This window comes from Pseudomonas sp. O230 (assembly GCF_045447035.1).
GTDB lineage: Bacteria > Pseudomonadota > Gammaproteobacteria > Pseudomonadales > Pseudomonadaceae > Aquipseudomonas.
In genome coordinates this window covers 596,312-610,532 of record NZ_JBJGXN010000001.1, presented here as the reverse complement: position 1 = coordinate 610,532, position 14,221 = coordinate 596,312, and the positions used below count along the sequence as shown (strand labels likewise).

Sequence of the window (14,221 nt, the reverse complement as noted above, 5' to 3'; positions counted from 1 at the left end):
TGGAGCTCCCAAAGACCGCAGGGTCTTGCAGGCCTAACTACCTGGATGCCTTGCTCGATTCCTGTGGGAGCGGGCTTGCTCGCGAAGACGGACTGACATTCAACATCGATGTCGTCTGATCCACCGCTTTCGCGAGCAAGCCCGCTCCCACAGGGTTATCCACAAGCTCTTAGAAATCCTTGCACAACCGCAGCGCGTCATAGATCGCCGCGTGGGTGTTGCGCTGGGCCACGCAGTCGCCGATGCGGAACAGCAAGTAGCCGTCGCCCGCCTGACTCAGCGAAGGTTGCGGCTTGATCGCGAACAAAGCTTCGATGTCCATCTGGCCTTTGTTGCGCGAGCCTTCCTTCATGGCGTAGTAGATTTCTTCGTCCGGACGCACGCCGTTTTCGACGACGACCTGGTCCACCACCCGCTCCTCTTTGGCGCCGGTGTATTCGTTTTCCAGCACCGCCACCAACTTGTCGCCTTCGCGGTAGACCTTCTCCAGCATCATGTCGCCGGTCATGATCACTTCTTTCGGGTACATGCTGCGGTAGTACGTCGGGAACGAGGTACCGCCAATCGCCACGCCCGGCTTGATGTCGTCAGTGACGATCTCGACCTGGCTGCCCTTGTCGGCGAGGAAGTCGGCGGTCGACATCCCGGTGAACTCGCAAATGGTGTCGTAGACCAGCACGTTCTTGCCCGGCGCCACTTTGCCGTCGAGGATGTCCCAGCTGCTGACCACCAGGCCTTCAGCCGCGCCCCAGTGTTCGTTCTGCTCCAGGAATGGATGGCCGCCGACGGCGAGCACTACCACGTCCGGACGCAGGTCGAGAATGGTCGCCGCATCGGCGGCCACGCCCAGGCGCAGGTCGACTTTCAGACGCGCCAGCTCCAACTGGAACCAACGGGTGATACCGGCGATCTGGTCCCGTTGCGGGGCTTTCGAAGCGGTGGTGATCTGCCCGCCGATGAATTCTTTCTTCTCGAACAGGGTCACGTCGTGGCCACGTTCGGCGGACACACGCGCCGCTTCCATTCCGGCAGGACCGGCACCGACCACCACGACTTTGCGTTTCACACCGGTCGATTTCTCGATTATGTGCGGCACGCCCATGTATTCACGGGAGGTCGCGGCGTTCTGGATGCACAGCACGTCCAGGCCCTGGTACTGACGGTCGATGCAGTAGTTGGCGCCGACGCATTGTTTGATCTGGTCGATCTGGCCCATCTTGATCTTGGCGATCAGGTGCGGGTCGGCGATGTGGGCGCGGGTCATGCCGACCATGTCCACGTAGCCGCCTTCCAGAATCCGCGTTGCCTGGTTCGGGTCCTTGATGTTCTGCGCGTGCAGGACCGGGGCCTTCACCACTTCCTTGATCCCGGCGGCCAAGTGCAGGAACGGCTCCGGTGGATAACTCATGTTCGGGATAACGTTGGCCAGGGTGTTGTGGGTGTCGCAACCCGAACCCACCACGCCGATGAAGTCGATCATGCCGGTGTCGTCGTAGTACTTGGCGATCTGCTTCATGTCTTCGTGGGACAAGCCGTCCGGGTGGAATTCATCACCGCACAAACGGATGCCGACACAGAAATCCGGGCCGACTTCAGCCCGCACAGCCTTCAGTACTTCCAGACCGAAACGCATGCGGTTCTCGAAGCTGCCGCCCCATTCGTCGGTCCGTTTGTTGACGCGAGGGCTCCAGAACTGGTCGATCATGTGCTGGTGCACGGCGGACAGTTCGACGCCATCCAGGCCACCGGCCTTGGCCCGCGCGGCTGCGCTGGCGTAGTTGCCGATCACCCGCCAGATTTCTTCCGGCTCGATGGTTTTGCAGGTCGCGCGGTGCACCGGTTCACGGATGCCCGACGGCGACAGCAGGGTCGGCCAATGCTCGCCGTCCCAACGCGAGCGTCGGCCCATGTGGGTAATCTGGATCATGATCTTGGCGCCATGCTTGTGCATGGCATCGGCCAGGTTCTGGAAGTGCGGAATGATCCGGTCGTCGGCCAGGTTGACCGACTTCCACCAGCCTTGCGGGCTGTCGATGGCCACACTGGAAGAACCGCCGCAAATCGCCAGGCCGATCCCGCCCTTGGCCTTCTCTTCGTAATACTTGACGTACCGGTCGGTGGTCATGCCGCCGTCGGTCGCGTAGACCTCGGCGTGCGCGGTGCTGAGCACGCGGTTGCGGACGGTCAGTTTGCCGATCTGGATCGGCTGGAACATTGCTTCGAAAGCCATGGCGGGTTCCTCGACTTACAACGGCTTGACGGTGAACAAACCGTCGTCGTGGCCTTCTTCGGAGCCACCGTAGACTTGCTCGGCAACCGTGCGAATGTTGCTGCCACGGGCTTGCAGAATCTGGTCCATGGCACCGGCAAACCAGCCAGTGAACATGTAGTCGACCTTGCGCCCGACCTTGCCGTAGACGTAGACGAACGCCGAGTGTTCGAGCTTGACGCTGGCGGTGCCTTTGTCGAGGTCGATGTCCTGGATCTTGAACAGGCCCCAGCCGCGTTGCGACAGGCGTTTCATGTAGTGCTCGAACACCGCGACGCCTTCCAGGCCGTGGCATTCGGCTTCTTTTTCACACCAGTGCCAGGCGGACTTGTAGCCGGCCTTGTAGAGGATCTCGGCGTAGGCTTCAGCACCCAGGACTTCTTCGATGCCCATGTGGTTGTTGACGAAGAAATGACGCGGCACGTACAGCATCGGCAGGGCGTCGGAGGTCCAGACACCGGTTTCGCTGTCGACTTCGATTGGCAATTGCGGGGCGATCTTGGCCATGGAAACTTAACTCCAGAAAAATTTTGGTGTTGCCCCCGACGCGGACGGCCGGGGGAAAGGATTCTTCAGATGCGACGGCTTATTCGCCCCAGACATCCTTCAAGACGTTGACCCAGTTCTCGCCCATGATCTTGCGCACTACGCGCTCGGAATGGCCGCGCTTGAGCAGGGTTTCGGTCAGGTTCGGGAACTCGCCGACGGTGCGGATGCCCAGCGGGTTGATGATCTTGCCGAAGCTGGTCAGACGGCGGGCGTAGCCCTTGTCATGGGTCAGGTATTCGAAGAAGTCCTGGCCATGGCCCTGGGTGAAGTCGGTGCCGATGCCGATGGCGTCTTCGCCAACGATGTTCATGGTGTATTCGATCGCTTCGGCGTAGTCGTCGATAGTCGAATCGATACCTTTGGCGAGGAACGGGGCGAACATGGTCACGCCGACGAAACCGCCGTGATCGGCGATGAATTTCAGTTCTTCATCGGATTTGTTGCGCGGGTGAATTTTCAGACCCGACGGCAGGCAATGGGAGTAGCAGACCGGTTTCTTCGATTCGAGGATGACTTCTTCAGAGGTTTTCGAACCGACGTGGGACAGGTCGCACATGACGCCGACGCGGTTCATCTCGGCGACGATTTCACGACCGAAGCCAGAGAGACCGCCATCGCGCTCGTAGCAACCGGTGCCGACCAGGTTCTGGGTGTTGTAGCACATCTGCACGATACCGACGCCGAGCTGCTTGAACACCTCGACGTAGCCGATCTGGTCTTCAAAGGCGTGGGCATTCTGGAAGCCAAAGAGGATGCCGGTCTTGCCCTGCTCCTTGGCCTTGCGAATATCGGCGGTGTTGCGCACCGGAATCACCAGGTCGCTGTTCTCGCGGATCAGCTTCTGGCTGGCAGCGATGTTGTTGACGGTGGCCTGAAAGCCCTCCCACACCGACACGGTGCAGTTGGCCGCAGTCAGACCGCCCTTGCGCATGTCTTCAAACAGCTCGCGGTTCCACTTGGCGATAATCAGCCCGTCGATAACGATGCTGTCGGCGTGCAATTCGGCTGGGCTCATCAGGCTGTCCCCTATTAGCGATTCATGCGCCGAATCGTGTGCCGGCGCTTTGGGGCCAGCATATGCCTGAGGACCGGTGCAGCCGGGTGCAAAAACGACAGGGGGTTTGCCGAAAGCGTCAATCTGCGACAAAGGGTCGTTATCGGGCCTTATCACCTGACTGTTCAATGCCGGCCGCTTGGGCCAGAATTCGGCGCATTACTGGATGCTTACTGGATTTAGGGCGACCCAATGAAATCGATCTTCCTGGCTTTGGCACTGATAGCGACCGGCGTACAGGCGGCTGAAGAGTCCGACACCAACCCCTGCGATGCGGTCGAAAACGACGTCCAGACCCTGGAATGCTCGGTCTACAGCCGAACCACCGCCGAAGACCTGCTCAAAGACAATTACCAGAGCCTGGCCGAGCGCATGCAAACGCTCTACGGCAAGAGCCCGACGCAACTGACCGACATCAGCGCCAAAATCAAGGCCGCCCAACAGCAATGGCTGAAGACCCGGGATGCCGATTGCGCAGTTGAAGCGTTTCCGGCGACCAGTGGCAGCAAGGCCTTCACCATTGCGCAGAATGATTGCGTGGCGCGGATGAGTGATGAGCGGTCGGAGTTTTTGGAGTCGATTGGGCAGGAGTGAGCCCGAGTTTCCGTCAGAAGCTGGCAACGTCGCCGGCTTTCGGTCCTCAAGAAATGCTGTTTCCTACAAACCTCACCGACCAAGGCTACAGCGCTCTCAATACCTCGTAGCGACCCCTGACAGCCGGGCAATATCCCGACATGCTTCGTTAATTGGCCGAGAGAGAAATATAAGTAACGATTGGAAAATCTTATAAAAGACTTATATTCTCCCATGAACAGTATTCACTGGACTCGAAAGGCCGTTAAGCAGCTTCTGAAATTGCATTCCGCTCACCAGATCCAGGTCCGTGATGCCGTCGCGGTGCTGATTGACATGCCTGACATAGGCAATGTCAAAGCACTGGTCGGTCATGACTACGCCTATCGACTTCGAGTGGGTAATTATCGAGTCATGTTCGACTGGGATGGCGCAATCAAAGTGGTCAGTATTCAAGAGGTCAAAAAACGCGATGAACGCACCTACTGACGTTCAAATCATCAACGACGCGGAAGGCAACCCTGCTTTCGTGGTCATTCCCTACGCGCAATATGTGGCGAAGAAGATTGAGCCCGATCTGATTCCCCACGAAGTCGTCAGCCGCATCGTCGATGGCGCAACACCGATTCGCGCCTGGCGCGAACACCTGAACCTTACCCAGGATGAAGTGGCCAAACGCATGGGTATTTCCCAGCCGGCGTTTGCCCAGCAAGAGACGGTTGCGAAGCCGCGCAAAGCCACCCGCGAGAAAATTGCCGCAGCGTTTGGCATCACGGCCAACCAACTTGAGCTGTAGGCTGCACACAACCATTTGTGAAAGGGATCGAAATGAAAATCTGCGGCATCGAAATCAAAGGCAGCGAAGCAATCATCGCCGTGGCCTCTCTCGACGATCAGGTGCTGAGCCACGTCGCGCTCAGTACCAAAAAAATCGCCCTCGACGATGACGACGAGGCCGCCAACGTCAAGGTCTTTGCCGCTCAAGTGGCGTCGTTTGTACGTGAGAATTCCATCGACCGGATCGCGATCAAGAAGCGCAGCAAGAAGGGCGAGTTCGCCGGTGGGCCAACCACGTTCAAGATCGAGGGTGTTTTTCAGTTGCTGGAGAGCTGCGAGGTGACGCTGTTGTCGCCGCAGACGATCAATGCGCAGAACAAGAAGTTTGATTTTGAGCTGCCGGCGACGCTGAACAAGTATCAGCATGAGGCTTACAAGGCGGCGTGTTCGGCGCTGGTGAAGAAATAACCCAATTCTCTAACGACACCCATCAACTGTGGGAGCGGGCTTGCCCGCGATGGCGGTGTATCAGCCAGCATCAATACTGAATGTGCCGACCTCATCGCGGGCAAGCCCGCTCCCACAGGTTTTTTGGGTGTTGCCGAAATTTGCGCTCAAACCAGCTCCCGCCCGTCTCCCAGACGTCGGCGATCTTCCCGTGGACACCGCTCAAAACGTGCCCGATAACTGCGGGTGAAATACGACGGCGATTCAAACCCGCACGCGATGCTCACCTCCAGCACACTCATGTCCGTCTGTCGCAACAACTGCCGCGCTTTCTCCAGCCTTAGCCGCAGGTAGAAATTGCTCGGCGTGTCGTTCAGGTGCAACCGAAACAACCGCTCCAACTGCCTGCGCGTCACCTTGATCGACTCCGCCAACTCCAATGTGCTCAGCGGCGGTTCGCTGTGCTGTTCCATCTCACCGATCACGTGAACGAGTTTCTTGTTGCTGAGGCCATACCGCGTGGCGACTTCCATGCGCTGGTGATCTTTGCGCGGGCGGATGCGGCCGAGCACGAATTGTTCACTGACCTGGATCGCCAGTTCCGGGCCGTGGGCCTGGGCAATGAGGTCGAGCATCAGGTCAATGGAGGCCGTGCCGCCGGCGGAGGTGATGCGCCGACGGTCTATCTCGAACAGCTCCTGGGTGACGCTGAGCTGCGGATACGATTCCTTGAAGGCGTCGATGGCTTCCCAGTGCAGGGTCAGGCGATGGCCGTCGAGCAGGCCAGCCTCGGCGAGGACGAAGCTGCCGGTGTCGATGGCGCCGAGAGTGACGCCTTCGTTGTCCAGTCGACGCAGCCAATGTTCCAGCGCCGGGGTAGCGAATTTCAGCGGTTCGAAACCGGCGACCACCAACAGCGTCGCACCTTTTTTCAGCGGTTCCAGCGCCGCATCGGCGTTGACCGACATACCGTTGCTGGCCAGCACAGCGCCGCCGTCCGCACTCAGCACATGCCAGCGATACAGCTCGCCGCGAAAACGATTCGCAACCCGCAACGGCTCAATGGCCGAGATGAAACCGATGGCCGAGAAACCCGGCATCAACATGAAGTAGAAATCCTGGGACATGGAGCGCACTCGATTCGCGGGTAACGAGAGGGAGGGGAGCGTGTGATGTTGATACGCCACTTGCGAGCGGCATTCAAGAGGACAGGTCGCTGCAGTGCAAGAGCTGGTCGCCGCTGTGCGCTTTCAGCGGGCCTTAGCTGCGTAACTTGGCATCACCGGCGCACAAAGACGACCGGACCCACAATAACGAACTGCCGAGGAAACCTGAGATGAAACGACTGATCAGCAGCTGTGTTCTTGCACTCAGCGGTACCGCTTTCCTGAGCGCCAGTGTCATGGCCGCCGAACCTGCATCGTGCCAGAACGTACGCATGGGCGTGGTGAACTGGACCGACGTGATCGCCACCAGCGCCATGACCCAGGTCCTGCTCGACGGCCTCGGCTACAACACCAAACAAACCAGCGCCTCCCAGCAAATCATTTTCGCCGGGATTCGCGACCAGCGCCTGGACCTGTTCCTGGGCTACTGGAACCCGTTGATGACCCAGACCATAACGCCATTCGTCGATGGCAAACAGGTCAAAGTGCTTGAAGCGCCGAGCCTGAAAGATGCCCGCGCCACCCTTGCCGTGCCGACGTACCTCGCCGACAAGGGCCTGAAAACCTTCGCCGATATCGCCAAATTCGAGAAAGAGCTGGGCGGCAAGATCTACGGCATCGAGCCGGGCTCGGGCGCCAATACTCAGATTAAAGAGATGATCGCCAAGAACCAGTTCGGTCTCGGCAAATTCCAGTTGGTCGAGTCCAGCGAAGCCGGGATGCTGTCGGCGGTGACCCGGGCGACCAAACGCAACGAAGCCATCGTGTTCTTCGGCTGGGCGCCGCACCCGATGAACGTCAACGTGAAGATGACTTACCTGACCGGCAGCGACGACGCGCTCGGCCCGAACGAAGGCATGGCCACGGTCTGGACCGTCACCGCGCCGAACTACGCCGAGCAATGCCCGAACATCGGCCGTCTGCTGAGCAACCTGACCTACACCGCCGAGGACGAGAGCCGGATGATGCAGCCGTTGCTGGATCACAAGGACGCCTTCGAATCGGCCAAGCAATGGCTCAAAGATCACCCGCAAGACAAGCAGCGCTGGCTGGAAGGTGTGACCACCTTCGATGGCAAACCGGCGGCTGACAACTTGAAAATCACCAGCAAATAAACCCCGTTTGAACCACCGACTCGCAGCCCTACGGGGCTGTGAACGGAATCATCACGCCTGCAAGGAACCCGCCTCATGAACCACGACGTCATCATCACCTGCGCACTCACCGGTGCTGGCGACACGACCAGCAAAAGCCCACACGTGCCGGTCACCCCGAAACAAATCGCCGCTGCCGCCGTGGAAGCCGCCAAGGCCGGCGCCACCGTGGTCCACTGCCACGTGCGCAACCCCGAAACCGGCAAGTTCAGCCGTGACGTGGCGTTGTACCGCGAAGTCATGGAGCGCATCCGCGAAGCCGATGTCGACATCATCGTCAACCTCACTGCCGGCATGGGCGGCGACCTGGAAATCGGCGCGGGCGAGAACCCGATGGAGTTCGGCCCCAACACCGACCTGGTCGGCCCGCTGACCCGTCTGGCCCACGTTGAAGACCTGCTGCCGGAAATCTGCACCCTCGATTGCGGCACCCTGAACTTCGGCGACGGCGACACCATTTACGTCTCCACCCCGGCGCAGCTGCGGGCGGGCGCCAAACGCATTCAAGAGCTGGGCGTGAAAGCCGAGCTGGAAATTTTCGACACCGGTCACCTGTGGTTCGCCAAACAGATGATCAAGGAAGGCCTGCTCGATGACCCGCTGTTCCAGCTGTGCCTGGGCATCCCGTGGGGCGCGCCGGCCGATACCACCACCATGAAAGCCCTGGTCGACAACCTGCCCGCCAACGCCGTGTGGGCCGGTTTCGGCATCGGTCGCATGCAGATGCCGATGGCGGCGCAAGCGGTGCTGCTCGGCGGCAACGTGCGGGTCGGTCTGGAAGACAACATCTGGCTGGACAAGGGCGTGCTGGCGACCAACGGCCAACTGGTCGAACGCGCCTCGGAAATCCTCAGCCGCCTCGGCGCCCGTGTTCTGACGCCGGCGGAAGGCCGGGCAAAAATGGGCCTGACCAAGCGCGGTTAATCCGAACCTACACCTCACCTGTGGGAGCGGGCTTGCTCGCGAAAGCGGTGGTTCTGACGCAAGAGGTCTGCCGGATGTACCGGCCTCTTCGCGAGCAAGCCCGCTCCCACATTAGATCACCGAATTCTTTCAGGACGTCGCCATGACCTTCATCACCGAAATCAAAACCTTCGCTGCCCTGGGCAGCGGTGTCATCGGCAGCGGCTGGGTGTCTCGCGCCCTCGCACACGGCCTCGATGTGGTGGCCTGGGACCCGGCGCCTGGCGCTGAAGCCGCCCTGCGCAAACGCGTCGCCAATGCCTGGGGCGCACTGGAGAAGCAAGGCCTGGCAGCCGGCGCCTCGCAGGATCGGCTGCGCTTTGTCGCGACCATCGAAGAGTGTGTTCGCGATGCCGATTTCATTCAGGAAAGCGCTCCCGAACGTCTGGATCTGAAACTGGAACTGCACAGCAAAATCAGCGCAGCGGCCAAGCCCAATGCACTGATCGGTTCCAGCACGTCCGGCCTGTTGCCGAGCGAGTTCTACGAGAGTTCGACCCACCCGGAGCGCTGCGTCGTCGGTCACCCGTTCAACCCGGTGTACCTGCTGCCCCTGGTGGAAGTGGTCGGTGGCAAGAACACTGCGCCGCAAGCCGTTCAAGCGGCGATGAAAGTCTACGAATCCCTCGGCATGCGCCCACTGCACGTGCGCAAGGAAGTACCCGGTTTCATCGCCGACCGTTTGCTCGAAGCGCTGTGGCGTGAGGCGCTGCACCTGGTCAACGACGGTGTGGCGACGACCGGTGAAATCGACGATGCGATTCGCTTTGGCGCCGGTTTGCGCTGGTCGTTCATGGGCACGTTCTTGACCTATACCCTGGCGGGCGGCGACGCGGGCATGCGCCACTTCATGGCACAGTTCGGTCCGGCGTTGCAGTTGCCGTGGACCTATCTGCCGGCCCCGGAGCTGACCGACAAGCTGATTGATGATGTGGTGGACGGCACCAGCGATCAGTTGGGCAAACACAGCATTTCAGCACTGGAGCGCTATCGTGATGATTGCCTGCTGGCGGTGCTGGAGGCGGTGAAGACCACCAAAGAGAAGCATGGGATGGCGTTCGCCGACTAAACCCCAGCGCTTTCTGTAGGAGCCAGCTTGCTGGCGATCGGATAGACGCGGTGTTTCAGAGTGACCGCGTTATCGTTCATCGCCAGCAAGCTGGCTCCTACAGGTTCTCGTTATTTCAGGACTTGATGACATGCCTGCACTGACCACCTACCAAACCACAATCATCCCCGATTGGGTCGACTACAACGGCCACCTGCGCGACGCGTTTTACCTGCTGATTTTCAGCTACGCCACCGATGCGCTGATGGATCGGTTAGGCATGGACAGCAACAACCGCGAAGCCAGCGGCCATTCGCTGTTCACCCTCGAGCTGCACCTCAATTACCTGCATGAAGTGAAGCTCGACGCCGACGTTGAAGTGCACACCCAGATCATCGCTCACGACAACAAACGCCTGCACCTCTATCACAGCCTGCATCTGGCCGGTGACGACAAAGAGCTGGCGGGCAACGAACAAATGCTGCTGCACGTCGACCTTGCCGGTCCCCGCTCCGCGCCGTTCAGCGAAGAAACGCTTGGCAAGCTGCAAACCATCGTTGCGCAACAAACCGACCTGCCCACCCCGGACTACATAGGTCGAGTGATCGCGCTACCCCTAAAAAAATAACAAGGAGATCGCCATGAACACCGCCGCCGCTTTTGCCGACTTCCGTACTTATCCGTTGATCAGCGCGCTGAGTGGCGTGCAGGCCCTGGCGGATCGCGTTCTTGTGACATGGGCGGATACCCGAGTCAGCCCTTTTCATCATCAATGGCTGCGGGACAACTGCCCGTGCCCGCAATGCGTCTACACAGTGACCCGTGAGCAGGTGCTGGAAATCGTCGATGTTGCAGAGAACCTGGCGGCGGCAAATGTGGGTGTCGATGCTGAAGGCTGCCTGTGTGTCGATTGGCAGGACGGTCACCGGAGTCGCTTCGATCCGGGCTGGTTGCGGGCCCACGCTTATGACGACGCGTCCCGCGCCGAACGCCGGGCCGGCAAGCCAAAATCCCGGCTGTGGAAAAGCGACTTGCCGCTGCCGGTGTTCGACTATCAGGCATTGATGAACGACAACCACGCCTTGCTGCAGTGGCTGCTGGCCGTGCGCGATATCGGCCTGACACACGTGCGTGGCGTACCCACCGAACCCGGTTCGCTGAAACTGATCGCCCAGCGGATTTCCTTCATCCGCGAGAGCAATTTTGGCGTGCTGTTCAACGTGCAATCCAAGGCCGATGCCGACAGCAACGCCTACACCGCGTTCAACCTGCCATTGCACAGCGACCTGCCAACCCGTGAATTGCAACCGGGGCTGCAATTTCTGCATTGCCTGGTCAATGACGCGGACGGCGGCGAGAGTATTTTTGTCGACGGTTTCGCGATTGCCCACGCGCTGCGCGAGGAAGATCCCGAGTCGTTCAAAGCCCTGTGTGAAATCCCCGTGGAGTTTCGCAACAAGGACCGTCACAGCGACTATCGCTGCCTCGCGCCGATCATCGCTCTGGATGCGGTCGGGCAGGTGTCGGAGATCCGCATGGCGAACTTCCTGCGTGGGCCGTTCGATGCGTCGGTGGAGCAGATGCCCAGGCTGTATCGCGCTTATCGGCGTTTTATTGCGATGACTCGCGAAGCGCGATTCCGGGTGATGACGCGGCTCAATCCGGGGGAGATGTGGTGTTTTGATAACCGCCGCACGCTCCATGCGCGCAATGCGTTCGATCCCGCCAGCGGCGCCCGGCATTTCCAGGGGTGCTATGTCGATCGGGATGAGTTGTTGTCGCAGATCCTCGTGCTCCAACGCTAGACCGCATCATCGTTCATCGCGGGCAAGCCACGCTCCCACAGGTTTGGCGTCGTTCGCCAAATCTGCGCCCCCACCCCAGTCCTGTGGGAGCTGGCTTGCCAGCGATGGCGGTCGCACAGGCAACACCCAATTCCCGCACTCACAGGCAAAAAAAACCCCGATCAAGCCGTGACAGGATCGGGGCAGAGGTGGGTACTGTTGAGGAGCCGTTGCGCGAGGGTGACCAAACCTTCGTGAAGCCAGCTGAATCCAGTGTGCCCCCTCCCCTCGATGGCAAGTTAGCCGAAAACGACCTGTTCATAGGTATTGCGGCCATTGCGACAAATCGTCCTTGCCGACGCCAACGGCCCCTACCAGAATCGAACCACGACACCGTTCCCTGAAGAAGGATTGCGTCATGATGTACGCCGATTTGATTGACCAGGAAGACCTGTTGGGCCAACTGAAATCGTTGGGCTTTCAAGTCCCGAGCGGCGCCACCGCCGAGCAGGCTTGCGAGTGCGCGGTGCGCGGTTTGAATAACGAACGGGCAACAGTGCTGCGCACCATGGTCAAGCAGATGTACACCAGCAGCGCGACGATCCTGCCGGCCGTGCGCCAGGCCATCGACAAGCAGTTGCTGCCGGCATTGGCTGAGTACCAACAAAGCCACCGCGCCTGACGCATCGCTGGTTTGCTAGAGTGGTGGCCTTCCTGACCACCACGAGCGATCACCGATGCTCCGTATCCACCCCTGCCAGTCCAGCGAACAAGTGGGCTGGCTACCTTTGCGCCAGGCACTCTGGCCCGATGCTTCGGAACAGGAGCATCGCGACGAAATCGCCGAACAGCTGCGTCAGCCGCAACGCTATATCAATTTCGTCGCCTACGACGCAGGGGAACAACCCGTCGGCCTGGCCGAAGCCTCACTGCGCCAAGACTATGTCAATGGCACCGACAGCTCGCCGGTGGTGTTCCTGGAAGGCATCTACGTGGTGCCGCAGCAACGCCGCCAGGGAGTGGCCGCACGACTGATCGAACAAGTGGCGCAATGGGGACGGGAACAAGGTTGCGGGGAAATGGCCTCGGACACCGACGTCGATAACCTGGTGAGCCAAGAGACGCACAAGGCGCTCGGTTTCGAGGAAACCGAGCGCGTCGTATTTTTCAGGCGCCAGCTCTGATCAGAGACGGACGCTGGCGAACGTCGACTCATTGCGCGCCTGACTCAGCGCCGACAACGGCCCGGACAACGGCGACAGCACCAATGCTTGCGGCAGCGGCATCATCGCCACTTGTTGCGTGGTGTTGGACCCTACGCGCTCGTCACGCGGTGGAATGCCGAAATATTCGCGGTAGCACTTGGAGAAGTGCGGCGTGGACACGAAGCCACACACCGACGCCACTTCGATGATCGACATCGGCGTTTGCTTGAGCAATTGTCGGGCGCGGATCAGGCGCAGCTTCAGGTAGTAACGCGACGGCGAGCAGTGCAGGTACTTCTGGAACAAGCGCTCGAGCTGGCGACGGGACACGGCGACGTACACCGCCAGTTCGTCGAGGTCGATCGGCTCTTCCAGGTTGGCTTCCATCAGCGCGACGATTTCCTGCAACTTCGGCTGGTTGGTGCCGAGCATGTGCTTGAGCGGCACGCGCTGGTGATCCTGTTCGTTGCGGATGCGCTCGTAGACGAACATCTCCGAAATCGCCGCCGACAGTTCGCGGCCGTGATCACGGCTGATCAGGTGCAGCATCATGTCCAGCGGCGCGGTGCCGCCTGAGCTGGTGAAACGGTTACGGTCGAGGGTGAACAGGCGCGTGCTCATGGCCACTCGCGGGAAGGCTTCCTGCATCGAAGCCAGACATTCCCAGTGCACGCTGCAATCGAAACCGTCCAGCAGGCCGGCGCAGGCCAGGGCCCAACTGCCGGTGCAGACCGCACCGAGGCGCTTGGATTGACGCGCCTGGCTTTGCAGCCACGACACATGTTCGCGAGTCACGGTGCGCTGGATGCCGATACCGCCGCAGACAATGATGGTGTCCATGGAGGGTGCTTTGTGCATGGAGGCGTCGGGGGTGATCTGCAGACCGTCACTGGCCCAGACCTGACCGCCATCGACGGTGAGGGTGGTCCAGCGATACAGCTCGCGACCGGACAATTGGTTGGCCATGCGCAGGGGTTCGACTGCGGAAGCCAGAGAAATAAGCGTGAAATTGTCCAGCAGCAGAAAGCCGATGGATTGAGGCGCACGGTTCTGGGGTTGAGCCCCGGAGTTGGACGTCGTCATCGCGGTATCTCCTCACACAAAGCGGGTGATGGCCTCAGGCGGAGGCTCTTGTTATTGCCATCATTCTCGCGTGGGAGACGGGCTTTGTAATGACAGAGCAATTGCCATGCCTAAAATTGAATGCGCGTTCAATAACTCCTGAAAACGAC

Annotated in this window: 16 protein-coding genes; 11 read left to right on the top strand and 5 right to left on the bottom strand. The window is 60.1% G+C overall.

All coding sequences use genetic code 11. The annotated features are described in order from the left end of the window. Positions 1-169 precede the first annotated feature (169 nt). From dgcA to ACI77H_RS02895, 3 genes are all read right to left on the bottom strand, one after another. Positions 170-2,230, bottom strand: a complete 2,061-nt coding sequence (gene dgcA / locus ACI77H_RS02905) for a dimethylglycine demethylation protein DgcA (protein WP_407010268.1) — start codon at positions 2,228-2,230, stop codon at positions 170-172. Between the two features lie 15 nt (positions 2,231-2,245). Continuing rightward, entirely contained in the window at positions 2,246-2,776 is a 531-nt protein-coding gene (locus ACI77H_RS02900; RefSeq protein WP_010565965.1) for a DUF5943 domain-containing protein, read from the bottom strand. 79 nt (positions 2,777-2,855) lie between these two features. Then, positions 2,856-3,833: a dipeptidase gene (locus tag ACI77H_RS02895; protein ID WP_407010267.1), complete on the bottom strand. Its 978-nt coding sequence runs from the start codon at positions 3,831-3,833 to the stop codon at positions 2,856-2,858. Between the two features lie 231 nt (positions 3,834-4,064). Here ACI77H_RS02895 and ACI77H_RS02890 point away from each other — a divergent pair, with 231 nt between their 5' ends. From ACI77H_RS02890 to ACI77H_RS02875, 4 genes are all read left to right on the top strand, one after another. Next, positions 4,065-4,466, top strand: a complete 402-nt coding sequence (locus ACI77H_RS02890) for a lysozyme inhibitor LprI family protein (RefSeq protein ID WP_407010265.1) — start codon at positions 4,065-4,067, stop codon at positions 4,464-4,466. Between the two features lie 213 nt (positions 4,467-4,679). Continuing rightward, positions 4,680-4,934 (top strand): type II toxin-antitoxin system RelE family toxin, encoded by a 255-nt coding sequence (locus tag ACI77H_RS02885; protein ID WP_407010264.1) that lies wholly within the window; start codon positions 4,680-4,682, stop codon positions 4,932-4,934. Continuing rightward, positions 4,918-5,241 (top strand): helix-turn-helix domain-containing protein, encoded by a 324-nt coding sequence (locus tag ACI77H_RS02880; protein ID WP_407010262.1) that lies wholly within the window; start codon positions 4,918-4,920, stop codon positions 5,239-5,241. Before ACI77H_RS02885 ends, ACI77H_RS02880 begins: the two co-directional genes overlap by 17 nt. Positions 5,242-5,273: 32 nt before the next feature. Further along, the gene (locus tag ACI77H_RS02875) at positions 5,274-5,690 is read left to right on the top strand and encodes a DUF3010 family protein (RefSeq protein WP_407010261.1); all 417 of its coding nucleotides are present in this window, start codon (positions 5,274-5,276) and stop codon (positions 5,688-5,690) included. 146 nt (positions 5,691-5,836) lie between these two features. On the opposite strand, the gene ACI77H_RS02870 is transcribed toward ACI77H_RS02875, so the two are convergent. Beyond that, positions 5,837-6,796, bottom strand: a complete 960-nt coding sequence (locus tag ACI77H_RS02870) for a GlxA family transcriptional regulator (protein ID WP_407010260.1) — start codon at positions 6,794-6,796, stop codon at positions 5,837-5,839. A gap of 209 nt (positions 6,797-7,005) precedes the next feature. Between ACI77H_RS02870 and choX the strand changes: the two genes are divergently transcribed. From choX to aac(6'), 7 genes are all read left to right on the top strand, one after another. Next, the gene (gene choX, locus ACI77H_RS02865) at positions 7,006-7,950 is read left to right on the top strand and encodes a choline ABC transporter substrate-binding protein (protein ID WP_407010258.1); all 945 of its coding nucleotides are present in this window, start codon (positions 7,006-7,008) and stop codon (positions 7,948-7,950) included. 75 nt (positions 7,951-8,025) lie between these two features. Next, positions 8,026-8,913, top strand: a complete 888-nt coding sequence (locus ACI77H_RS02860) for a 3-keto-5-aminohexanoate cleavage protein (RefSeq protein WP_407010256.1) — start codon at positions 8,026-8,028, stop codon at positions 8,911-8,913. Between the two features lie 142 nt (positions 8,914-9,055). Then, the gene (locus tag ACI77H_RS02855) at positions 9,056-10,021 is read left to right on the top strand and encodes an L-carnitine dehydrogenase (RefSeq protein ID WP_407010255.1); all 966 of its coding nucleotides are present in this window, start codon (positions 9,056-9,058) and stop codon (positions 10,019-10,021) included. Positions 10,022-10,151: 130 nt separating this feature from the next. Further along, on the top strand, positions 10,152-10,628 hold the full coding sequence (locus ACI77H_RS02850) for a thioesterase family protein (RefSeq protein WP_407010253.1): 477 nt from the start codon (positions 10,152-10,154) through the stop codon (positions 10,626-10,628). A 13-nt stretch (positions 10,629-10,641) separates the two neighbouring features. Beyond that, entirely contained in the window at positions 10,642-11,805 is a 1,164-nt protein-coding gene (locus ACI77H_RS02845) for a gamma-butyrobetaine dioxygenase (protein WP_407010251.1), read from the top strand. Between the two features lie 397 nt (positions 11,806-12,202). Further along, positions 12,203-12,466 (top strand): hypothetical protein, encoded by a 264-nt coding sequence (locus ACI77H_RS02840; protein WP_407010249.1) that lies wholly within the window; start codon positions 12,203-12,205, stop codon positions 12,464-12,466. Between the two features lie 55 nt (positions 12,467-12,521). Next, a complete protein-coding gene (gene aac(6') / locus ACI77H_RS02835; RefSeq protein ID WP_407010248.1) occupies positions 12,522-12,968 on the top strand; it encodes an aminoglycoside 6'-N-acetyltransferase in 447 nt (148 codons plus the stop codon). Here aac(6') and ACI77H_RS02830 read toward each other — a convergent pair whose 3' ends face one another. Beyond that, a complete protein-coding gene (locus tag ACI77H_RS02830) occupies positions 12,969-14,072 on the bottom strand; it encodes a GlxA family transcriptional regulator (RefSeq protein WP_407010247.1) in 1,104 nt (367 codons plus the stop codon). Positions 14,073-14,221: the final 149 nt, after the last annotated feature.

Coding starts and splice junctions, on each gene's coding strand:
- ACI77H_RS02890 (WP_407010265.1), top strand. CDS start 4,065: ATGAAATCGATCTTCCTGGCTTTGGCACTGATAGCGACCGGCGTACAG.
- ACI77H_RS02870 (WP_407010260.1), bottom strand. CDS start 6,796: ATGTCCCAGGATTTCTACTTCATGTTGATGCCGGGTTTCTCGGCCATC.
- ACI77H_RS02850 (WP_407010253.1), top strand. CDS start 10,152: ATGCCTGCACTGACCACCTACCAAACCACAATCATCCCCGATTGGGTC.
- ACI77H_RS02875 (WP_407010261.1), top strand. CDS start 5,274: ATGAAAATCTGCGGCATCGAAATCAAAGGCAGCGAAGCAATCATCGCC.
- ACI77H_RS02840 (WP_407010249.1), top strand. CDS start 12,203: ATGATGTACGCCGATTTGATTGACCAGGAAGACCTGTTGGGCCAACTG.
- ACI77H_RS02880 (WP_407010262.1), top strand. CDS start 4,918: ATGAACGCACCTACTGACGTTCAAATCATCAACGACGCGGAAGGCAAC.
- ACI77H_RS02860 (WP_407010256.1), top strand. CDS start 8,026: ATGAACCACGACGTCATCATCACCTGCGCACTCACCGGTGCTGGCGAC.
- ACI77H_RS02900 (WP_010565965.1), bottom strand. CDS start 2,776: ATGGCCAAGATCGCCCCGCAATTGCCAATCGAAGTCGACAGCGAAACC.
- ACI77H_RS02885 (WP_407010264.1), top strand. CDS start 4,680: ATGAACAGTATTCACTGGACTCGAAAGGCCGTTAAGCAGCTTCTGAAA.
- choX (WP_407010258.1), top strand. CDS start 7,006: ATGAAACGACTGATCAGCAGCTGTGTTCTTGCACTCAGCGGTACCGCT.
- ACI77H_RS02845 (WP_407010251.1), top strand. CDS start 10,642: ATGAACACCGCCGCCGCTTTTGCCGACTTCCGTACTTATCCGTTGATC.
- ACI77H_RS02855 (WP_407010255.1), top strand. CDS start 9,056: ATGACCTTCATCACCGAAATCAAAACCTTCGCTGCCCTGGGCAGCGGT.
- dgcA (WP_407010268.1), bottom strand. CDS start 2,230: ATGGCTTTCGAAGCAATGTTCCAGCCGATCCAGATCGGCAAACTGACC.
- ACI77H_RS02895 (WP_407010267.1), bottom strand. CDS start 3,833: ATGAGCCCAGCCGAATTGCACGCCGACAGCATCGTTATCGACGGGCTG.
- ACI77H_RS02830 (WP_407010247.1), bottom strand. CDS start 14,072: ATGACGACGTCCAACTCCGGGGCTCAACCCCAGAACCGTGCGCCTCAA.